This is a genomic window from Rhodobacteraceae bacterium IMCC1335 (assembly GCA_039640495.1).
GTDB lineage: Bacteria > Pseudomonadota > Alphaproteobacteria > Rhodobacterales > Rhodobacteraceae > Thalassovivens.
Genome location: CP046864.1, coordinates 1,117,103 through 1,139,084, shown reverse-complemented (window position 1 = coordinate 1,139,084; position 21,982 = coordinate 1,117,103). Strand labels below are relative to the sequence as shown.

20 protein-coding genes are annotated in these 21,982 nt (G+C 51.6%); 12 read left to right on the top strand and 8 right to left on the bottom strand.

Translation table 11 applies throughout. The annotated features are described in order from the left end of the window. Positions 1 to 37 precede the first annotated feature (37 nt). Genes GN241_05425 through GN241_05415 form a run of 3 tightly spaced genes read right to left on the bottom strand, consistent with a single transcriptional unit; the run spans position 38 to position 1,775 of the window. Positions 38 to 367: a sarcosine oxidase subunit delta gene (locus GN241_05425; protein XAT56853.1), complete on the bottom strand. Its 330-nt coding sequence runs from the start codon at positions 365 to 367 to the stop codon at positions 38 to 40. Continuing rightward, entirely contained in the window at positions 361 to 531 is a 171-nt protein-coding gene (locus GN241_05420; GenBank protein XAT56852.1) for a hypothetical protein, read from the bottom strand. Before GN241_05420 ends, GN241_05425 begins: the two co-directional genes overlap by 7 nt. Continuing rightward, entirely contained in the window at positions 531 to 1,775 is a 1,245-nt protein-coding gene (locus GN241_05415; GenBank protein ID XAT56851.1) for a sarcosine oxidase subunit beta family protein, read from the bottom strand. Before GN241_05415 ends, GN241_05420 begins: the two co-directional genes overlap by 1 nt. Positions 1,776 to 1,951: 176 nt before the next feature. Here GN241_05415 and ccmI point away from each other — a divergent pair, with 176 nt between their 5' ends. From ccmI to GN241_05400, 3 genes are read left to right on the top strand one after another with little or no spacing between them, the layout of a single operon-like run. Further along, positions 1,952 to 3,190 carry a c-type cytochrome biogenesis protein CcmI gene (gene ccmI, locus GN241_05410; GenBank protein ID XAT56850.1) on the top strand — a complete coding sequence of 413 codons (1,239 nt, stop codon included), beginning with the start codon at positions 1,952 to 1,954 and terminating at the stop codon, positions 3,188 to 3,190. Then, positions 3,187 to 3,678 carry a Holliday junction resolvase RuvX gene (ruvX, locus tag GN241_05405; protein XAT56849.1) on the top strand — a complete coding sequence of 164 codons (492 nt, stop codon included), beginning with the start codon at positions 3,187 to 3,189 and terminating at the stop codon, positions 3,676 to 3,678. Before ccmI ends, ruvX begins: the two co-directional genes overlap by 4 nt. Then, on the top strand, positions 3,675 to 3,911 hold the full coding sequence (locus GN241_05400; protein ID XAT56848.1) for a DUF1289 domain-containing protein: 237 nt from the start codon (positions 3,675 to 3,677) through the stop codon (positions 3,909 to 3,911). The genes ruvX and GN241_05400 overlap by 4 nt, the downstream gene beginning before the upstream one ends. 20 nt (positions 3,912 to 3,931) lie before the next feature. On the opposite strand, the gene GN241_05395 is transcribed toward GN241_05400, so the two are convergent. Both GN241_05395 and GN241_05390 read right to left on the bottom strand, forming a co-directional pair. Continuing rightward, entirely contained in the window at positions 3,932 to 4,246 is a 315-nt protein-coding gene (locus tag GN241_05395) for a DUF1272 domain-containing protein (protein ID XAT56847.1), read from the bottom strand. Positions 4,247 to 4,293: 47 nt separating this feature from the next. Further along, positions 4,294 to 5,061, bottom strand: a complete 768-nt coding sequence (locus GN241_05390) for a hypothetical protein (protein ID XAT56846.1) — start codon at positions 5,059 to 5,061, stop codon at positions 4,294 to 4,296. A gap of 476 nt (positions 5,062 to 5,537) precedes the next feature. Here GN241_05390 and GN241_05385 point away from each other — a divergent pair, with 476 nt between their 5' ends. The 7 genes from GN241_05385 (at position 5,538) to GN241_05355 (ending at position 16,431) form a co-directional block, all read left to right on the top strand. Continuing rightward, on the top strand, positions 5,538 to 6,272 hold the full coding sequence (locus tag GN241_05385) for an AAA family ATPase (protein XAT56845.1): 735 nt from the start codon (positions 5,538 to 5,540) through the stop codon (positions 6,270 to 6,272). Then, the gene (locus GN241_05380) at positions 6,269 to 7,534 is read left to right on the top strand and encodes a hypothetical protein (protein ID XAT56844.1); all 1,266 of its coding nucleotides are present in this window, start codon (positions 6,269 to 6,271) and stop codon (positions 7,532 to 7,534) included. The genes GN241_05385 and GN241_05380 overlap by 4 nt, the downstream gene beginning before the upstream one ends. Positions 7,535 to 7,622: 88 nt before the next feature. Next, complete coding sequence (locus GN241_05375) at positions 7,623 to 9,353, top strand: HAMP domain-containing protein (GenBank protein XAT56843.1); 1,731 nt, start codon at positions 7,623 to 7,625, stop codon at positions 9,351 to 9,353. Between the two features lie 48 nt (positions 9,354 to 9,401). Continuing rightward, positions 9,402 to 12,395, top strand: a complete 2,994-nt coding sequence (locus GN241_05370) for a response regulator (GenBank protein XAT56842.1) — start codon at positions 9,402 to 9,404, stop codon at positions 12,393 to 12,395. Positions 12,396 to 12,421: 26 nt separating this feature from the next. Then, positions 12,422 to 14,476: a response regulator gene (locus GN241_05365; GenBank protein ID XAT56841.1), complete on the top strand. Its 2,055-nt coding sequence runs from the start codon at positions 12,422 to 12,424 to the stop codon at positions 14,474 to 14,476. After that, entirely contained in the window at positions 14,455 to 15,324 is an 870-nt protein-coding gene (locus GN241_05360) for a hypothetical protein (protein XAT56840.1), read from the top strand. The genes GN241_05365 and GN241_05360 overlap by 22 nt, the downstream gene beginning before the upstream one ends. A gap of 6 nt (positions 15,325 to 15,330) precedes the next feature. Continuing rightward, positions 15,331 to 16,431: a hypothetical protein gene (locus GN241_05355; GenBank protein XAT56839.1), complete on the top strand. Its 1,101-nt coding sequence runs from the start codon at positions 15,331 to 15,333 to the stop codon at positions 16,429 to 16,431. A 263-nt stretch (positions 16,432 to 16,694) separates the two neighbouring features. Here the strand turns inward: GN241_05355 and GN241_05350 are convergent, their stop codons facing one another. Beyond that, on the bottom strand, positions 16,695 to 17,012 hold the full coding sequence (locus GN241_05350) for a hypothetical protein (GenBank protein ID XAT56838.1): 318 nt from the start codon (positions 17,010 to 17,012) through the stop codon (positions 16,695 to 16,697). A gap of 164 nt (positions 17,013 to 17,176) precedes the next feature. Continuing rightward, a complete protein-coding gene (locus tag GN241_05345; protein XAT59187.1) occupies positions 17,177 to 17,983 on the bottom strand; it encodes a TSUP family transporter in 807 nt (268 codons plus the stop codon). Between the two features lie 263 nt (positions 17,984 to 18,246). Between GN241_05345 and GN241_05340 the strand changes: the two genes are divergently transcribed. Next, on the top strand, positions 18,247 to 19,710 hold the full coding sequence (locus GN241_05340) for an AMP-binding protein (protein XAT59186.1): 1,464 nt from the start codon (positions 18,247 to 18,249) through the stop codon (positions 19,708 to 19,710). Next, positions 19,707 to 20,750: a 2-dehydropantoate 2-reductase gene (locus GN241_05335; protein ID XAT56837.1), complete on the top strand. Its 1,044-nt coding sequence runs from the start codon at positions 19,707 to 19,709 to the stop codon at positions 20,748 to 20,750. The genes GN241_05340 and GN241_05335 overlap by 4 nt, the downstream gene beginning before the upstream one ends. A 48-nt stretch (positions 20,751 to 20,798) precedes the next feature. Here the strand turns inward: GN241_05335 and dusA are convergent, their stop codons facing one another. Next, positions 20,799 to 21,794 carry a tRNA dihydrouridine(20/20a) synthase DusA gene (gene dusA / locus GN241_05330; GenBank protein XAT59185.1) on the bottom strand — a complete coding sequence of 332 codons (996 nt, stop codon included), beginning with the start codon at positions 21,792 to 21,794 and terminating at the stop codon, positions 20,799 to 20,801. Positions 21,795 to 21,982: the final 188 nt, after the last annotated feature.

Genomic DNA, 21,982 nt, shown 5'->3' with positions numbered 1-21,982 from the left:
GCTGGCTTGCAGCGTTTAAAATTGCGGTAAAAGAGCATCACGAAAACTCCCGCCACGACCAGCCAGGGCGCTTTGCAGAGATGGCCTTTTTGATATCCTCAGGGGGGGTCAAACTTTGCGCCGAATAAGTACCAAACACTTCCAAACTCGTAGTGCAGCGCGCGGCATGAAACCATTTTCCACAACCAAAGCTGTGCCGCCAACGTTCAAAATGTAGGCCTTTGGGGTTTTCGCGCTGGAACAAATAGGCTTCAAATTCATCGTCGCTTGACCCGACGCCAAAGCGCTTCAGATGCGCCTCGCCGCTTGGGCTTAGCTCGGTTTCTTCGGCCTCAACGCCGCAATAGGGGCATTTCATCACTAACATATTTCGCCATCCTTTCGGAAAACAATTTTGCGCAAACAGCTCCATTGCGCCGTAAAATTGCAGATTTCACGCGCGATCACTGCGCCGCCATCCGCTTGGTCCAAGCTGGCAATCTGCACAATGCTTTGACCATAGGCAGCATCGGAATATTCAGCCTGCGCCATCAATGGGCCACCCCGGCCGCCACACTTTCATCGATAAATTTGCCCTCTTTGAAGCGCCACATCGAGAACTCATCGGTCAGCGAAGAGGCGCCTTTTGCGATCAACTCAGCCATGCCAAAGCCCGAGCCGGGAATGGCTTTGAAGCCGCCGGTTCCCCAACCACAATTGATAAAGCAATTGTCCAAAGGCGTTTTTGACAGGATCGGTGAGCGATCCCCCGTCATATCCACGATACCGCCCCACCAGCGCAGCATTTTAAGCCGTGAAATCATGGGGAAGGTTTCGACCAAGGCCCGAACAGTTTCTTCGGCGTGATGAAAGCTCCCGCGTTGGGTGTAATTGTTAAATCCATCCGCACCGCCTCCAATCACCATCTCACCCTTATCCGATTGGCTCATATATCCATGCACGGTATTGGCCATGACCACCACATCCATACAGGGCTTGATCGGCTCGGACACCAACGCCTGTAAAGCCACTGATTCTACCGGCAGGCGAAACCCGGCCATCTGTGCCAAAACGCCCGAATGCCCGGCCACTACGATGCCCAGCTTATCGCAGGCAATCGCGCCCTTGGTCGTTTCCACCCCGGTCACCTGCCCTGCCGCTTGGGTTACCCCGGTGACTTCGCATTGTTGAATGATATCCATACCCATATCCGAGCAGGCGCGCGCATAGCCCCAGGCTACCGCATCATGACGTGCGGTGCCCGCCCGCGATTGCCACAAAGCGCCCAGCACAGGATAGCGCGGCCCGTCGATATTGATGATCGGGCATAATTCTTTCACGCGCTCAGGTCCGACAAATTCGGTTTTCACCCCTTGCAGCGCATTTGCATGGGCGGTTCTTTGATAGCCACGCACTTCATGATGGGTTTGCGCCAACATCATCACGCCACGCGGGCTGAACATAATGTTGTAATTCAAATCTTGGCTCAGCGTCTCATAGAGGCTGCGCGCCTTTTCATATATCGCAGCAGAGGGATCCTGAAGGTAATTTGACCGGATGATGGTGGTATTGCGGCCCGTATTACCGCCCCCCAACCAGCCTTTTTCGATAATCGCAACGTTTTTAATCCCAAAATTCTTGCCCAAGTAATATGCCGTTGCCAATCCATGACCGCCCGCGCCAACGATCAAAACATCATATTTGGCCTTGGGCGTTGGCCTGCGCCAAGCCCGCTCCCAACCACTATGGTAACGCATCGCTTCGCGCGCAATTGAAAATGCAGAATAACGCTTCATGAGTGGACTTTCAGAATAGCTTAGACAATGCCGCCTTATGACAAGATGCTAAAAATTACCACACCCTCAGAGCGTCACAACATTTATCGCTTGCGACATCTGGTGCAAATCGACGCATTGCCCCTTTTGTCGGGGCTTAAGGAAGGCTAGATAAGGGAAAGGTGGGAGACGGCGCTATGATGTTTTGGATTATCAGCACAGGGTTATCAGCAGTGGTCGCTGCGTTTTTCCTAGCCGTGATGCGGGCGCAATCTGCGCAACCCGAAACCACCACGCCGGCATTGCTGATCTATAAACAGCAATTGCAAGAGGTTGAAAAAGACGTCGCCAAAGGGCTCTTGGCCGCAGAGGAGGCAGAGCGGCTGAAAATCGAAATCTCGCGGCGCATTCTAGCACTTGATGCCACCAGACCCGGGCAAACCCGAAGTGACACACCTGCCTCACTTGCCCTGACAGCTGGGCTAATCACGGTGACTCTTTTGGGCGGAACGTTTCTAATGTACCGCGAATATGGCGCGCCGGGTTATGAAAACCTTTCGCAAAAACAACGCATTGCCAATGCTCAACGGTCATTGCAAACACGCCCCAGCTTGGAAGAATTTGCCGCTGCAATTCCCGTCCAACCCGAAGTTGTTGCGCCCAGCGCCGATTACACAGATTTGGTTGAAAAACTTCGCAAAACGGTTGCCGAACGCCCGGATGATCTTGAAGGCCATGTGCTGTTGGCCAATGTTGAAGCCGGTTTGCAAAATTTTGCAGCCGCCGCTCAGGCGCAAGAGGCAGTTTTAAAACTTAAGGGTGAAGCCGCTGAGGTTTCAGATTTCTTTGACCATGCCGAATTGCTGATTCTCTCGGTGCAAGGCTATGTCGCGCCCGAGGCCGAGGCTATTTTGCGCGATATTATAAAGCAAGAACCCACACATGAAGGCGCCACCTATTATATCGGCCTGATGATGGCGCAGAATGACCGCCCAGACCAAGCTTTCCGGCTTTGGCGCGCGCTTTTAGAAAAAGGCCCAGCTGACGCGCCTTGGATCACACCGATTCGGGACCAAATCGAAGAAGTGGCGGTTTATGCGGGGATCAATGATTATGTTCTGCCCGATGCAGACCAAGCCGCCGCCAGCGCGCAACTGGCTGGCCCGACGCAAAGCGATATTGATGCCGCAAGTGATTTAAGCGCCGATGAGCGGATGATAATGATCGAAGGCATGGTCGCGCAATTGGCCGAGCGCCTCGGCGCAGAAGGTGGCTCATCCGCGGAATGGGCCCGTCTGATTGGTGCCCTGAGCGTTTTGGGCCGCGTCGATGAAGCGCAAGAGATTTGGCGTGAGGCGCAACTGGTCTTTGCAGGGTCAGCCACAGATCTTGAAACCTTGCAACGAACAGCAGAACAGGTTGGGCTGATCCAATGATTATGGATAGGATTGAAGAATATGCGCTGGCGCTACCGGAAACCGGCGCGCTTATTGGCTTGGATCTGGGCACCAAGACCATCGGCGTGGCGATTTCGGATAGGCTACGCTCGGTGGCAACCCCAATTGAAACTATCAAACGCGCGAAATTCAACCTCGACCGCCAACAGCTTGAAGCGCATATTCACACGCGCGATGTCAAAGGGTTAATTTTGGGTCTGCCGCGCAATATGGACGGCAGCGAAGGCCCGCGCTGCCAGTCTACACGCGCTTTTGCGCGCAATTTGAGCAGCCATATTACTATTCCAATCGGCTTTTGGGATGAACGTTTATCAACCGTCGCGGCTGAAAAAGCTTTGTTAGAGGCCGATACGTCCCGTCGCCGACGCGCGGAAGTGATCGACCATGTGGCTGCATCCTATATTTTACAAGGCGTTTTAGACAGGCTGCGCCATTTTCACGCGCAAAATGCAGCGGTAACAAGATGACAGAAAAAGATCTCTGGAGGCGTAATGAGCCAGATTCGCCCTGCGTGAATATCTGTTTGATCCACCCTAAAGAACGGCTCTGCACGGGGTGCCTACGCAGCATCGAAGAGATTTCCATTTGGTCGCAACTAAGCCCCGAAGCCCGCAGAACACTCATGCAAGAGCTGCCCGCCCGGCAGGCCGCTTTTAAAAAGCGCCAAGGCGGGCGCGCGGCCCGGCTCAAAAAAACGTAATCCGACCTCGGCACAATGCGCTAGCGTTCCTCGGGGTTAAAAGCGCGCAGCTTCTCGACCATTTCTTCAATTTCAGACCGCGCAAATTTTGAAACGCGCCGCGTTTGCGAGGCAGGGTGCACCAATAGGCCAAGCTCGGGATTTGCCCGCCAAGAATTTTTGGGGCGGATCGGGCGGGCGCTCAAGCCTCCTCCGCAGGTTGCGCAGACATTAAAAAGCACGGTTTCAACGCAATCAGCGCAATAGGTACATTCATATGAACAAATGCGGGCCTCTAAACTATCGGGTGGTAAATCTTTATCGCAAAGCTCGCAATTCGGGCGCAATTCTAACATCTCACCTCTCCTTATCTCGGGATAAACCAGCCAGCAGCCCCGAACGCTTATAGATTTGGCCACTCCACGATATCATTCAATTCTGGCCGAAAATAGGCAATCATACGGCCTTCGCTGGGGGCACGGGCATCCGCTTGCCATGGGGCAATCCCATGCAACGCTAGCCTATGGATCGCATAGGCTTCGCCAGGCTCGGCATGAACAGCCACGCGGCGGCAGTTTGCAAAAGCGTCTCGGCGTGCGGCATGATACACCTCACTCAGATCAATATCGGACCATTGCGATGCAGGATAGGGGCTAAGTGCGGCCTGAAACGCTTTGTGCATAATCAGATGCGAGCCCTCCCAGACAACCATCGGGCTGGCTTTGATATCGCAGGCGTTCAAGGGCAAACCAAGCACATAGGCATGGGGCTCGCGCAACATACGGCGGCGCGCTGCGCCGACGGGCAAAAGCCCGTCCACATGCGCCGCATCCCGTGTCAGCCGATAGGCAAACCCAGCCTTGGTTTCGCCCTGCCTTGGTTTTGGATATCCCGGATAAAGAATTGAGACCTGCGCGGGGTGCAGAGCCTTTGTAGCCACGCTTTGAATTAACTCTGAAGCAGGTCCGGCCAGCTCAATACCCTCAAATCGCCCGTCATCACCCGAAGGCAAGACGTCTACGCCAACAAACCAAGTGCCTTCGCATTGCAACCATTTTTCTTTCAAGGCGGGGGTTTGCGCTGCGCCACTGGCGAATTTTCGCGCCGCGTTCGCCCATTTTTTGATTTCATCATTGGCCTTAAACCGACGCCAACCTTTTGCTCCAAACATGCCTATCCCAGTGGTTTGTTGTATTCGCATCTTGACGCATCAAAGAATAAAAAGACAACAAGGCCTCGCGCCATGCGCCTTGACGTGGAAGTTAGGCCTGATCGCTTGCCCGCCAAGGATAAGATCCTTTTTTTTCAAAACGGCATCTGCGCCCGCAAACGCAAAAAACGCGATAACCGCTCAATAAGCGAGCGTAAAACCCGATTGAACAGACCAGATCTGCCCTTCGCGCAGGGGCCTTCATCCTGCCAAGCATAAGTTCAGAAAGATCAAACCGGCTGAAACGGCCCTAAATGTAAAAATCAATGCACCTACCAGACATATACCCAAAATGGTTGGATATGGGATTTTGGGATATAATTTGAGACGAAACTTGACAGAGACACCAAGCTAACGCACGTTTTGAATATTCAAGATTGATATTTTCAACATTCTAATTCGGCGCGAACACCCCTCGCAGACATTGTTTTGAACGTCTGCTCACCTATTACAAAAATTCATCAACCTGCCTACGGGCATTTTATTTAAAGATTAAGAAAAATTTACGCGTGACATATATTATCACCTTCGCCAGTTCAAAAGGTGGATCAGGAAAATCCACATTTTGCGTCAACTTCGCAGCCTATTTCGGGATGCGCGGCCGCAACGTCACAATTCTTGATACCGACTTTCAAAAATCAAGCCATGACTGGGTGCGCGAAAGCTCAGATGAATGTTTAGAGAACGTTAAAACCTATGTGGCCAATGAAGAAAACAGTATAAGACAATATATCAAACAAAGCAGATGTGATATTTTATGCGTTGACAGTCAGGGCGCCGTCTCGCGGGAATTGGCCGCCTGTTTGGAAGCCTCAGATTTGATCATTACCCCCTGCCGCCCCTCGCGCGATGATTTGGTAGGCTTGGGTTGGGTGGCCGCGTTTGCGCGACGCGTCAATCCAAAATTTGCAACATCCTCAGATCGCTTATTGCCCGTTTTGAACGCGGTTAACAAACATTCCGTCGCCTTCCAACATGCCCGACAACAGCTTATGGCAGATGGGTATAAAGCCGCGGATACCGCGATTTCTCAACGCGTTTCGCAGGCTGAAGCGAATTTCAACCGCTGCTCGATTTTCCACCAAAACAGCCGCGCCGCGCAAGAGTTTCGCGCGCTGGGTTGGGAGGTGATGGAGCGCATCACGCAGCATAAATCGGAGGCCGCTGCATGAGCAAAGCTTTAAAGCCCGTCTCAGCGACGAAAACAGCAGAAACCCAGCTTGAAGATTTAATGCAAGCCCTGCCCGAAAACCGCTTGCAAGATCTGTCCTTGCAGACCCAAGCGATCGATATGGCTGATAAAGCCGCGCCGGTAACAGAGGCAGAGGTCGAGCAATCCCAACAGCGCGATGCACAGCCTGACACCCGCCGGCGCGCTAAAGCGGGCGAAGAGCCACAAGCAAACGCAACAGAGGCGCCGCGCGTCGCGTTTTCACCGCTTGCAGAAACCGATGAAGCCTTTTCTGAATATTCAAAATTATTTATTTTCGAACGCCATAATACGCAATTCGGCGTGCCCGTGAAATATGTAGTGGAAGTTGTACGCGATTTTGCGCCAATCGAACCGCTAACCTTGAATCTGCGCAGCTGTATTGGCACTGTGGTCTATCGCAACTGTTTGCTTCCCGTTTTCGAATGTGGCGATTTGACCCCCGCAACTTCACAAAATCAGGCGGCCAAAGCCCCGCAATCGATTGTTAAATTAGACGTGAATGGCACGTTGCTCTGCCTGTCAATGGACCGTCATGTAGCCGTTTTGTCATGCGCTGATGACATTTTGGATCCACGCAACCGAATATTAACCGATGCAGCACGCGCCTTTTTCATCTTAGACGTGATCGGCTATCAAAGTTCCAATTTAACCCTGATTTCACCACAGCGTTTGGCACAAGAGGTAGCTGTCAAGATTGGCAGTCAAACCGTGATTGAGGGCCAAGAGGACATCACGCAAGGCCGGCAGGTTAAAACGTTTGGCACAACCAGTGAATTTATTCATGCGCGCATTTCCAATGTGCATTTTGTGGTTCCGGTCGAGAATGTAATCGAAATTATAGAGGGCTATGAAGTCACGCCTATTTATGGAGATGGAAATTTTTTGCGGGGCTTAATCAATCTACGGGGGCAGGTATTATCGTGCCTTGATATCTCAAAAGATCTAAGCTTGATGCCGCGGGCTTTGGATGAACGCAACAAATACATGGTCTTGCAAGAAAATGGCAAAGATTTGGTGCTCTGCGTGGATGACGTGTTGGGGATGATGACCATTGATAGACGCAGCTTTCGCAACAGCACAGAAATTCTGTCAGAGCCTGTGTCAGATCTGTTCCAAGGTATTAGCGAAATCGGCGAACTCACCATCATGCGCCTGTCATTGCCCGACCTGATAGGGTCTGAAAATTTGAACGAATACCGCGGAAAAAGAAACTTTATTTAACCCCAGACTAAGATCAAGCGTCTGTTTTTGGGCGCCAATGACCAAGACTGCTTATTAAAGCCAATTTTTTTTAAAACTAGGAGCTGACATGAAAACCTCGATGAGCCTGTCTGCCAAAATCATATCGCTTATTCTTTTATTTTGCCTCACCAGCCTCGCTTCCGGCCTCTATTCAATATCCTCAATGGCTTCGATTGGTAAAAAAATCCACAATCTATCAACAGTTGAAATTCCTTTGCAAAATCAGGTCGCAAAAATTTCTGAACATCAATTAAACCAAGAGCTGGCGCTCACCGGAGCAGCGCTAAATTTAGAGTTAGATGAGATTGAAAAATACAAAATGCATCTGAGTAATTTCCACCAACTGAATAAGGTTGTCGCGAAGGAACTAGAACTGGCTGAAACCTTAATACGCAGTACTGTTGACACACTTAATCCTGAAGAAAACAATATCGACACCAGCACTATGGCCCAAGTCCAAGACGACCTGGGGCAGAGTGTTTTGACTTACAACAATATTCTAAAAAGCTTGGAACTTGTAGGGCAGAAACATGACGAATACGCCATTCAAAGCTCAAAATTCATAGAGCTACTGGAACACACAAGTGCACAAAGTCAGATTACAAGATTTGCCAGAATTCAGCGGCAAAAAGTTTTGGTTCAGTTAGAAGAGACGCAAAAACACTTGGATACGCATTTGAGCAAATTGCGCGATACCGTCCAAAAGATCTCACTTCAAGCAATGATCGAAGCTGAAGAAACAGAAAAATCCGCTCTTAGAGTCACCGTTCTGATCATCAGCTCTTCGCTTTTTATCTCGCTTAGCATCGGCATTTGGATCGCGGTGAATATCCGGCGCCGTTTGCGCGAAACAATCATCTCTGTCGATCAAATTTCTGACGGCAACCTCACCGTGAAAAATGATTTGTCTTCCAATGACGAAATCGGTTCGGTGATGCGCGCAATCTCAAAAATGCAGGAAAATCTCACGAATATTGTGGCCTCGCTGCTTGAGGTTTCGCGCCAGGTCACCGAGCAATCAGAGCAAATGCAATCCGGTGCTCAGCAAGTCTCGGATGGCACCACCGAGCAAGCCAATTCGGTTCAAGAAACCGCAACAGCGATGGAGCAGATGACCACATCCATCCGCGAAAATGCGGATGGCGCGGTGGAAGCCGATCGCAAAGCCACAATTTTGGCAGAAGACGCGCAGGTCTGCGCGCAAGCAATGGAAAAAACCGCAGGATCCATGAAAGATATCGCGGACAAAATTACGATTGTTGAAGAAATCACACGCAAAATTGAACTCTTGGCCCTGAATGCTTCGGTCGAGGCGGCCCGCGCTGGCGAGCATGGCAAAGGCTTTGCCGTGGTAGCCTCAGAAGTGTCAAAACTGGCCGAATTAAGCAAGCAAGCCGCCTCTGATATTCAAGTCTCGTCTGGCGAAGGCAAAGAGCTGGCTGAAAAAACCAACCAGATGCTCAATGCTTTGTTGCCCGAGATCGAAAAAACCAAAGATCTGGTCCAAAATATCAGCGCCTCTTCGGAAGAACAATCTACCGGAGCCGCGCAAATAAACACTTCGGTGCAAGTGTTGGACGGGGTTATTCAAAGCAATGCCTCAGCCGCGCAACAATTGTTTCAAACCGCGCAAACGGTTTCGGCTCTGGCCCCTCGTTTGAAGGCATTGGTCGCCCGCTTCAAAACCGACCACCCCTCTGACGAGGTGAGCTTTCAGCAATCGATGCCCGCGCCCCCATCGCGACCACCGGCACCATCCTCAGACCCAATTCAATCAAATAATTTTGAAAACTATTAATCGCTGGCGGCGCCGAAGGCGCTGGCCAACGGCCTTTTTGGATAAAATATGCAAATGTATGATCCAGCGATCTTAACGGTTGATATCCCCGATAAAAACGTCGAAAGCCCCGATCTTGACGCGTCGGATATGGCGCTGTTGGAAAAGTTAATTGAAACCACCGAACAGGCTTATTCCGATCTTTTGACGTTGATAAAAGTCAAACCTGACACCCCTCAAGAGGCCTATGATATGGCCTATCGCAGGGGCTATCTGATCTTTGGCATGCTGGATGTGTTGCGGATAATGCAACCAAGGCAGTTGATGCAAATCATTGTGTTTATGTTGGATTATGGTCGATTTCACCACAGCTTTAGCCAGCATTCGATGGATTACCTGCTGCAGCTTCTATTTGAAAACACGCTGACGCTTTTAAAAGACTGGGAAGAGTCTGAAGACGGCAAAGCGGATATCAGCGATATTATCGGCGAAGCAGAGGGATATTTGCGCCTTGCCTTAACTGAGTTCAACGAAACCCTCACGCAGGATCAAGCGGCAGATATAAAACGAAGAAATACCGAAGAGCCCGAGCGTCATGAGGATGCTCAGAGCCCCAATGCAGAGCCAGCCGCCTTGGCGCAAACCTCTGAAGCGCTTTTCAAGCGGCTCGACGCGCTGGATAGCGAACCCGAGGCACTGTTGATCGGCGCGGATAAACGCGACTTAATCCCAGCGTTTACACAAGAGGCGCAGGATAATGTGGATGCGATCGAACTCTCACTGATCGAGTTGGAAACAACGCAAAGCCCGCTTGAGGTTATCAACCAAATTTTTCGCGCTGTGCATACGATAAAGGGCGGCGCGCGCTTGCTCGAGATCAAAAAGATTGAAACCCTTGCGCATGAGGTCGAAACAATTTTGGATGAAATGCGCTCAAAGCGATTGAACATCTCATCCAATCTGATCGATGGGTTGATGTCAGCAGTCGCAGGTTTGGGGCATTTGATCCGACAGGTGATTGAAGAACGGCCGCTGGATACGCCGATCAGACCGCTTATACAGACTCTATATGCCTCAACGGATCCAGCCAAACCGGCGATCCAACCTTCTGCAGAGCCACATAAAAATGCAGAGCCAAATTCCGAGGCGGCGCCAGCAGCTATACAATCCGCTGGCACTGTCACACCGGGAATTGCGCAAGATGAAACCATTCGCATCCCCGCGCAAAAGCTGGATGATGTGCTGAACACCGCCTCAGAGGTATTTATCACGCGTATCCGGCTGCAAAACGATCTGCATGTTTTAACGCAATCCTTTTACAATTTGGAAAAACTGACTGGAACCGCAAAATTCCATTTGGTGTTTGAAGCCGTGGAAAGCTTAAAGCAAAAGGTGCTTGATCTGGATAATGATCTGATCGAACCTACGGGCCGCCAAGGTCAATCGCGTATCTCTGGCCTTTCCTCTGAGCGGGCCAGTTTGAAAAAAATCAAAGATATTTTAGACAGCGAAATTTTGCAGAATTTGGAGTTTTTTCCGGAAGAGTTCCGCCTAACGATGATGCGCATAGACGATACCCGCAAACAATTACAAAAGAATATCGAAGATCTTGAGGGGCTAAGCGGGCGTTTGCAAACCGGCGCAATGAGCTTTCGCATGGTGCCGGTGGCGCAATTGTTCAATCGCTTTCCCGCGCAGGTTCGAGATATGGCGCGAAAGACGGGCAAAAAGACGAATTTGATCCTCTCGGGTGCCAGCACAGAGCTTGATAAACTTTTGATCAATCAATTGGCCGATCCTCTGCTTCATATTATCCGCAACTCTTTGGATCACGGCTTTGAATCCCCCGAAGAGCGCCTAAGCCAAGGCAAATCAGAAATCGGCAAAATTGAACTCTCAGCCTATTATCAGGGCTCAAATGCGGTGATCGAAATCAAAGATGATGGTCGCGGGATCAACCTCGATACCATTTTGGCGAAGGCCTTGGAGCGCGAATTGGTGCTGCCCGCCGCGGCCGAAAATTTAACCCAAAAAGACATCTTAGATCTGACGTTTCATCCCGGCCTGTCTTCCGCAGAAAACGTCACCGAGCTTTCAGGGCGCGGTGTTGGAATGGACGTCGTAAAAACCGCCATCACGCAAGTGCAAGGCACGGTTGATATCGAAACCGAAAAGGGCAAAGGCACAAAAATCACTCTGCGTTTGCCGTTAACACTGGCAATTGTGGGCATTTTATTGGCCAGCGAAAACGGCCATCAATTCGCGTTTCCAGTATCGAATGTTGTAGAAATTCTTACCGTGTCAAAAAGCGGATTGCGCCGGGTGGGCGGCGGCTTGGTGTTTAATTATCGCGGGATGACGGTCACGGTGAGCACCCTCTCGCGTTTGTTAAACTTTCCACCCAGCGCCTTCAACCAAGTGGAAAAAACGATCATCGTTTTGGCGGATGGCGACCGTTATATCGGCATCCTGGTGGATGAGGTGAAGGGCCGGCAAGACGTGTTAATCAAACAATTTGGATCCTTGGTTTCAAAAATTAACTTCATGATGGGATGCACAATCCTGTCAGATAGTAATTTGGTGCTTATCCTCAATGTGGGGGAAATCTTAACCGAGGACCTGCACACTCAAGCGCCGTTAAACGATATCACAACCGATGCCGCCACGTTGCAACGGGCCGATCATACAATCCTTGTGGTGGATGATTCAGCGCTCCAACGCAACCGCTTAAGCGCCTTGTTAACGCGGGCAGGGTATCAAGTTGAAAGCGCCACAGATGGCCATGATGCGCTTTCAAAAGCTGCTGCGCGCCATATCTCTGCCTTTTGCGTGGATATCGTTATGCCCTTAATGGATGGCTATGAATTTGTTGAGCGCCTGCGCGAGCAGCCCGGGTTAAGCGCAGCACCCGTTTTCATGATCACCGGCAAAAAAATAAGCGACGGCCCGGAAAAACGCCGTTTGGCTGCGTTAAACGCAACCGAGTTTTTCGAAAAGCCCATCAATGAAGATGACATCATCGCCGCGTTGGACAAGGCCTGCCTTGCCCCAACCGCGCCCTGAGCTCTGCCTAAGGATTTGGATTAACCATGCCCCAGAATTTGCACATGCCCACCCCCTCCGAGCTGATGGCCCAAACACAGGCACGGGACACCGTTTTGCTTTGCCTCGAAAATGAACTTTATGCCACATACTTGAAAACCTGTTTGCAGGATCAAGACTTTGATTTCGAGCTGATCGCAAAAAACCATATTGTGACGAAGGTTTCAGAAAACCCCAAAACCACTTTGGTGCTGCAATCGGACACGAATGAACAGGAATTGATCAATGTGGCTTTTCGCTTAAAGCGCCTGTTTCAAGCCGATTTGCGAATTTTATTTTTATCCTTAGATTATGCGCTTGCCCCCGATGTGGTGGGGATTTGCGATGGTTTTCTGCAATTTCCAGTCGCTGGCGAGGATTTTGTTGCGGCGATTGAAAAGGCAAATACGCGGCGCAATAAGATTCTCTTGATCGACGATTCGGCTTTGGTGCATAAAACAATTGTTGGGCCGTTGCAGCAGGCAGGCTTTGAGGTGGCGCAAGCTTTTGATGGCGAGGAAGGCTATCAGATGGCGCGAACTCAGCAACCAAACTTGATCATTTGTGATATCGAAATGCCGAAAATGAACGGCTATGAAACCTGCGCCGCGCTGAAAAATGACCCTCTTACTGCCGAGGCCACCTTAATCATGTCAAGCACGCTTTCCTCCGCTACCGACCAACGCAAGGGCTTTGACGTGGGCGTCGATGCTTTCATTGGAAAACCGGTGCATGTTGAAGGGTTGATAGAAAAGGTCAGTGCGATGCTGGAAAGGTTTCGAGGTGCCCGCGAAAGCATTGTCATTTTGCAAGGCCCTGAAACCAGTGACCAAGATATTGCAGCGGTTTTGAACCTGCAGGGATTTCGCACAAAACGCGTGCCCACCATCGCCGCCTTTCTCAGAGCCGTTCAGCGCAGCACCTGCGATTTGGTGATTTGTGAATTTGAGCCAAGCGATGGTACGATCGTTGACCTGTTTAATGGATTAAACACAAGCGATCTGCCCAGCACCCCGGAGGTGATCGTTCTTTTGCCCGATACCAATGAGGCAAATATCCGGATGGCCTTGAATGCCGGCGCCAAGGCCGCGGTTACCACAGGCTTTGGCGTACATGATTTGGTTGCAAAAGTTGAAAAAACACTCGCGGACCGGCGCACCAAAGACGAACAAGCTCAATTGCAACGTTATGTCTCCAAAGCCTCGTTGAAGGTGGCGCTGGAAAAGGCGGTTTGGGGCGCTGGACAAACCGCCCCGCGCGCCGATCGAAAAACCGTAACCGTGACGTTTATCGACATCATGAATTTTACCCCTCGATGCGAAGCCTATGCCCCGGGTGATGTTGTGGAACAGGTGAATAAGCTGTTCAGCTTGGTAACCCGGACGATCATTAAGCATGGCGGTGATATTGATAAATTCATCGGCGATGCCTGCATGGCCTTTTGGATTCATGATCAAAGCAACAACGCTCAAAAAGCACTGCTTGACACTATGCTTGAAATTAAAGCCAGCCTCAGGACGTTGAACGAAAGTGATCCACGGTTAAAAACTGACCCTTTCGCCCTTAGAATTGGCGCGCATTCAGGCCCGGCAATCCTCTGCGATCTTGGCGCAGCTGAAGCCCGGATCGACCTGACCGTCATCGGTGATACGGTCAATACGGCAGCCCGCCTTGAAGCTGCTGCCAAACTCTATGGCCTGCAAAACTTGCTAGGAGAAAGCATTATCAGCGCTCATCAAGACCGATATTGCACGCGCATGATCGACCGCGTGACCGTGAAAGGCAAATCACAATCTCTGGCCTGTTTTGAACTTATGGATCGCTGGGACGCAGCGTCTGACACGCAAAAAAGATTGGCTGAAACTTTCAACGAGGGATTTTCAAAATACACCAAGGCGGATTTTAAAGCTGCGCATAGCTGCTTTGAAGCCGCCCAAGAGCATGAACCAAAAGGTTTGAACGCCTCGCTCACCCCGTCCAGTTTGTTCTTAAAACGCTGTCAGAACCTGATGGCCAAGCCCCCCAAAACTTGGACAGGCATATGGGACTGGAACGCCCAATAACCCCCATGCAAGACCTAAGCACGCAGGACTATGCGCTGATCAAAGCGCTGTTCTTGAACCTGTTTGGCTTGGTGCTGCCCAAAACCATTCCCCCTGTTGCAAAAACGCGCAGTTTGCAGTTTTTCAATGAGCACGGGGTTACCGATCTGGCGCGCACAATATCGCTTTGGCAAGAAACAAAAGCCACCAGCGCTTTCCAACCTCTGACCGATATTTTCACCGTGAACCATACGTCATTTTTTCGCGAAAACGCCCATTTTAACTATTTATCCCAAACTGCTTTGCCCGCCATCGCGCCCGTTCAGCTGCCCCGCCCAGACCGTCAGCTGCGCATGTGGAGCGCGGCAGCCGCGTCTGGCGAAGAGGCATTTTCGCTCTTATTTGCAGCGCATCAATATTATGGAGATCCATTCTGGGAGATGCAGGCCGGGGTGCTGGCCACAGATATCTCAAGCGAAATGCTGCGCAAAGGCTATTCGGGGCAATTTCAAAATGAACGTTTGCAAAAAATAGCGCCGCAGATTTTCCAATCCTACACCCATAAACAAGGCGAAGACAGGTTCCAGTTTATCAAAAAGGTGCGGAAAAAAATCTTATTCCGCTGGTTTAATCTCGCCAGTGCAAAATTTCCATTCAAGCAGCGTTTCCACATCATTTTTTGCCGAAATGTGATTTTATACTTCAGCGAAGCTCGTCGCGTAACGCTTTTGGAAAACATTTTTAACGCGTTAGAGCCGGGGGGGTTTCTTTTTATCGGCCTGTCTGAAGTGAATATAAAATGCCAAAGGGCTTGCAACAAGTTGCGCCGGCGGTCTTTCGAAAACATCCAGATCTTCCTTAGGGCCTGAATTTTTATGAAGCTCGTTATCATCGCCTCTGACGCGATCATCCGCAAAGCCCTGAGCCAATATTTTTTATCGACAGGCTTGATAGAGGCGACGGCAATGCCTTGCAATGCCAGCCGCGTGCTGCGCTATTTTGCAAAACGCACGCCCGATGTTATTTTGTTAAATCTCGACGTTCACACGCTTGATATTATCTCTGCCCTCGACAAAGCAAAAGGCGAAACAAAAATTCCAACGCTATTCTTGCTGGCCCCCGAATTGCTATCAACGCTTTCCGATAGAAATCTCTCGTTAAAATCACGGCATGCTGATTATTTGATCAAACCAGAGCGCAACCTGATGCGAAATATTCGGTTTTTATTGCCTCAAATTGAAGAAAAAATATGGTTTTTATCGCATGCCCCCACCCGGCCATTACGGGCAAAACCCACCGCCGCTTCGCCGATAGTGGAGCAGGATCCGGTGCCAATACGCCCTTTCCCTCTGCCGTCAATCCCCGAACCGCAAACGATGCCCAAACCGCCGCGCGGCACAGTTTCCTCAAAAAATCAAAAAAATTTGGTCGCCATTGGCACTTCAACCGGGGGAACCAGCGCCTTGATGAGCGTGTTATCCGCCTTGCCCAGAACCTGCCCCGGCATCGTTGCCGTTGTCCATATGCCATCAAGCTTTACCAAAGCCTTTGCAGACCGGTTGGACACATTGTGCAGCATCGATGTTTTAGAAGCCACCGATCATCTACCGGTACGCCAAGGGCAGGCCATTATCGCCTGTGGCGGCAAGCATCTTGAGGTGCAAAAAAGGGGCGCAGGCTATTGGGTTAAGGTCACGCAAGGCGATTTGGTGAATGGGCATTGCCCGTCGGTGGACCGGCTGTTTTTTTCTGTTGCAACCGCCGCAAAGCAACATGCAATGGGCATTTTAATGACCGGAATGGGGCGCGATGGGGCAAAAGGCTTGTTGCAAATCAAAGATGCAGGTGGGAAAACCGTTGCGCAGGATGAAACAACATCCGTGGTATTTGGCATGCCAAAAGCCGCGATTGATCTTGGCGCCAGTGATAAAGTTGTGAAGCTGCAAGATATTGCCGCAGAAATTTTGCACCCATAACCGCTGCTCAGAGTGACCCAGTTATGTTGGATCAGTCCCATGTATGGCGGCGAAATGATGTATGTCCGCCGCGTTTTACTAAGCGGCATCTTCGAGGGAATAAAACCCCAATGTAACCGAACAGGCCGCCCCCTGAGCAATGCACGGGCAAGCCCAAAGACGCCACACTACCAGAGCGAACGCATGCTGTTTGCTCCTGTGGCTATGCCCCCGCAACAATGCGATGCTAAGCGACAGTTCGCCCACCAAAGCCACAGCTTTCGTCAATCTTTGAGATCAATCTGCTTTGAAAACAGAGTGAAACCTGCGATCCGTGTCTTCCTAAAACCTGCAGACACGCGCGGCGAAATCGTTGAAAACCCTTGCCCTTGCGAGACAATGCACATCTTACCCCTCGCATCAGTCACGGAGGCAAACCACGCGCGGGATTTATCGTTTTGATAAATTTCGACCAATGTCCCTTGACTCGATAAACCCCAGAATAGCAATTGGAAATCAGGCATTTTGTGTAGAAATGACGATCGGTGTTCACAGGCAAAACCAGGGCTGACAAACAAGAACAGGGCGATGAGATATTTCATACAAACCTCCTAAAACGGGCTGGGGTTTCACTAGAGAAAATATCTCACTCATTCCTCATGCCTCCGCACGCTGTTGCGCCTAGACCCGCGATCATCAAACTATTGGGCGCCTCGGGGTATTTTTCTTAAAGGCTAGAAAAGACCTTATTGGGGTTCCGAAAATCTTAATATCCGATCGCTTTGCGCAGCATGTTCAATGCCACGGCGCAAATGAATATTGCAAAAATACGGCGCAATTTTGTAGCGTCTAACCTATGCGCCAAACGCACGCCCAAAGGCGTGGTGATCAACGTCATGGCAATGATCAATCCAAAAGCCACAAGATTCACTGCCCCCAGCGAATAGGGGGGGCGTGAGGCCGCCTCAATATCAACAAAGAAGAAAGACACCACCGAGGGCGCCGCAATCAACAAACCAAAGCCGGATGAGGTGGCAACGGCTTGGTGAATGGTTTTTCCATGAAGCGTCATCAGCGGCACGCCCAGACTGCCACCACCAATGCCCATCAAAACTGATATGAATCCAATCATCGGCGATAAGAGAGCCCGGGCCCATCCAGATGGCATTTTCGTGCCAAGGGTCCAATCCGAGCGGCCAAAAACCATATAAAATCCAATAAACAAACCAAAACCACCAAAAATCCACTGCAAGGTGATCGATCGCAATTGCGTTGCGAACAGCACCCCAAACACCGCACCCAGCGCGATCCCCGGGGCCCAAAGTTTCAGCAGCTCCCAATCAACACCAGCCTGGCGATGGTGGCTGATCAAAGAGCGTAATGAGGTAACGACGATCGTCGCCAAAGAAGTGGCCAAGCACACCTGCATCGTATCATCGCCCGCATAACCAAGGCCGGTGAAACTGTAAAAAAACGCCGGTACCAGAACCATGCCGCCGCCCACGCCAAATAATCCAGCCAGCAGGCCCGCAAAGGCACCCACCACCGACAGCAAGATAAACATTTCCAGCATAGTCACATATTTTCGTTTAATACCCGAGGCTTGCAACGCTTACCTTCAAAACCCCTACCGTGACAGCGAAAAATTCAGCCCGCTGGGCATTTGATGCATTTCGAAACAAAATAAATGCTTTACCTTGCAGTCTTTACTTTGCGCGTTATCTTCCTGAGAATTGAGACCATAAGCAACAAGCCGGAGCCCACATGACCCTACAAGAAATGCTCGCATCAGCGCCAGGTGCATCCCCGGCCTTAGGTGCGCCAAATCGCCCTTGGATGCATTTTGACGAATTGAGAAAGCTGTCCCAAACCATTGGAGCCCAGCTTGCCGGTTTTGGGCTTGGACGCGGAGATCGCGTTGCGATCGTGCTGCCAAACGGCCCTGAAATGGCGTCGGCATTTGTGACCATCGCGCAATGGTGCGTGACCGCGCCGCTGAACCCGGCCTATAAGCGCGATGAATACGCTTTTTATATGGAAGATTTGAAGGCAAAAGCCTTGGTCGTGATGGCCGATGATGACGGGCCGGCCGTTGAAGCCGCTGACAAGCTTGGAATTAAAATCCTTCGCCTACACAGTTCTGATGCCAGCCCAGCCGGCGTTTTCTCTTTACGCGGCTCTGCGCTAGCCAGCGCAACTGCTGCTCCGGAACCTGTGCCCGCCCAAGCCGATGATATTGCTTTGATCCTGCACACATCGGGCACCACCTCGCGGCCAAAAATTGTGCCTTTGCTTCACCGCAACCTGACCGCCAGCGGGCACCATATTGCCAGCTCGCTTGCATTAAGCGGCGCGGATCGCTGCTTGAACGTTATGCCGCTGTTTCACATCCATGGTCTGGTTGCCGCTGTTACTGCATCGCTTTGCGCGGGCGCCAGCGTCAGCTGTACAGCCGGGTTTGACGCTTTGAAATTCTTTGGGTTGATGAAAGAGGTTCAACCAACATGGTACACGGCGGTTCCCACGATGCACCAAGCGATCCTGTCACGCGCGGCGCGCAACGCAGATGTGATTACCGAGGTTGGCCTCAGGTTTCTGCGCTCGTCCTCTGCTTCCTTGCCACCGCAAGTTTTTGACGAATTGGTCAAAACCTTCAACGCGCCGGTGATCGAAGGCTATGGTATGACCGAGGCAGCCCATCAAATGTGTTCAAACCCGTTGCCACCGCGCGCGCAGAAACCGGGATGCGTGGGTATCGCAGCAGGCCCGATGGTGCGCATTGCCTCGGAAAGCGAAGATCATTTGATTGAAGATCTGGGAGAAATCGTAATTTCCGGCCCCAACGTCACCCCCGGATATGAAAGCAACCCCGACGCCAATGCCAAAAGCTTTTTTGAAGCTGAGGGCCATCGCTGGTTTCGCACCGGCGATCAAGGTCATTTAGACGCAGAGGGATATTTATGGCTGACCGGCCGGTTAAAAGAAATCATCAATCGCGGTGGAGAAAAAATTTCGCCCCGCGAAGTGGATGAGGTTTTAATGGACCATCCTGCTGTAGCGCAGGCCGTTACTTTTGCGCTGCCACATCCAAAACTTGGCGAAGATGTGGCCGCTGCAGTGGTGCTGCGCGACAATGCTGATATTGAAGCGGCAGAGATCCGCAAATTCACGCAAGAGCGGCTTGCCGCGTTTAAAGTGCCCCGTAAGATTCTGATCTTGGATGAGATTCCAAAAGGTGCAACCGGTAAATTGCAACGGATCGGCCTGCATGAAAAGCTTGGATTGGCTGAGAGCGCATGACGAAAATATGCATATTTGGTGCCGGCGCCATCGGCGGCTACATGGCCCATGCGTTGATCAAAGCAGGGGCGGATGTCTCGCTGATTGCCAGAGGCCCGCATCTTGAGGGGTTGCGCGACAATGGTCTCACCCTGATAAAAGAAGGCGTGGCCGAAACCCTCCCTGTGAGGGCCACGGACACACCCGAAGAGCTTGGCCGCCAAGATTATGTGATCAGCGCTCTGAAAGCGCATTCCGTCGCCCCTGTGATCGACCGGTTCAAACCTTTGCTGGCGGAGCACACGGCGCTGGTCCCGGCGGTGAATGGCATACCTTGGTGGTATTTTTACAAAGCGGGCAGCGACAGCGCGATGGAAAACCGATGGCTGGAAACCTCGGATCCTGGGGGCATGCAATGGGCCGCCTTTGGCCCTGAGCGGGCGATTGGATGCGTGGTCTATCCTGCCTGTGAAATTTCGGCACCAGGCCAAATCACATTAAAATCGGGCGATCGGTTCACCTTAGGCGAACCTGATGGTCAGCGCAGCGAGCGGGTGATGAAACTGTCAGAGCTATTGCGCGCGGGGGGGTTGCGCGCGCCCGTAAAGCCCAGATTGCGCGATGAAATCTGGATCAAGCTTTGGGGCAATTGCTCTTTTAACCCGGTCTCAGCGCTGACCGGCGCCAGTTTGGATCTGATTGGCAATGATCCTGCCAGCCGCGCGGTGATCCGTGATGCGATGATCGAATGCCGCAAAGTGGGCTTGGCCGTCGGCGCACGGTTCAATGTGGATATTGAGCGGCGCATCCAAGGCGGCGCCGATATTATAGGCCATAAACCATCAACACGGCATGATGTTGAATTGGGGCGCCCGATGGAATTGGATGCGCTGACCAGCACGGTGCTGGAATTGGCCCGCCGCCTAGAAATAGAAACGCCAACCTTGAACGCGATCAGCGCGTTGGTGCGCCTGCAAGGCAGCGTTCTGGGGCTTTATGACAAGCAAGAGTCGATAGAAACTGCGATTAACAGCCCCTATGTGCCAGCCGAGGGCGGGTAAGCCGGTTTAGCAGTTTTTTCAGGCACGCGGGCGGCAGGTGAATGGCCGCTAAGCCGCTTCGCGCTCGATCACTTGTTGCAGCGCCTCTAAAACCAGCTCGGGGCCATCGCAATGCGCGCGCTCGGATAAAACCCGCCGCCATCCGCGGGCGCCTGGGCGGCCTGTAAACAGACCCAACATATGCCGTGTTATTTGATTAAGCCGCCCGCCATTTTCGATATGGGCATGGATATAGGGCATCATCTGATGCACCACATTGACCGGATCTATTACCCGATCCTGCCCGAAAATAACAGCATCCGCATTGGCGAGAAGATCGGTTGGCTGATGATAGGCCGCACGGCCAATCATCACCCCATCCAATCCCGCATCTAGGAAATTTTGCGCCTGATCCAACGCGGTTACACCGCCATTGATCGACAAGTGCAGCGCCGGAAACAGGCCTTTCATCTGCAACACTAAACCATAATCAAGCGGAGGGATATCGCGGTTTTCTTTCGGGCTAAGGCCCTCTAGCCAAGCTTTACGCGCATGGATGATAAAGCGCCCGATACCCGCCCCTGAAACACGCGCCAAAAACTCGGGCAGTATCTGCTCGGGAATTTGATCATCAACGCCGATCCGGCATTTGACCGTAACCTCAATATTCACAGCAGAGCGCATGGCCGCGCAGCATTCAGCCACAAGCCCGGGTTCGCGCATCAATACAGCGCCAAAGCGACCCGATTGTACCCGGTCAGAGGGGCATCCAACATTGAGGTTGATTTCATCATATCCGGCCTCGGCGCCCAGTTTGGCAGCCTCTGCCAATTCAGAAGGGTCCGAGCCCCCCAATTGCAACGCCACCGGATGTTCAGCCGGATGGTAATCGAGCAAATGCAAGGCCCGTCCGCGCACCAATGCAGGCGCCGTGACCATTTCGGTATAGAGCAGCGCATTCTGGCACAATAAGCGATGCAAATAGCGGCAATGCCGATCCGTCCAATCCATCATCGGCGCCACGCTCAGCCGGGCCGCGTGATGCAAATTCTGCGAAGAGGCCATGGGGCGCGTAAGCATAAAGACACATCCTAGGGTTTGCGTGCCATCCTCCTAACGCAGGAATACGCCTTTTTGCAAGCAAAGCGGTGAGACGCTTTTAATGCGGATTTCACGCAAAAGCCGCGCCGATCTGCCACGCTGTCAGAAGCTCTTGCATAATCAGGGCACCATATCCCCACGTATCGGCGTGC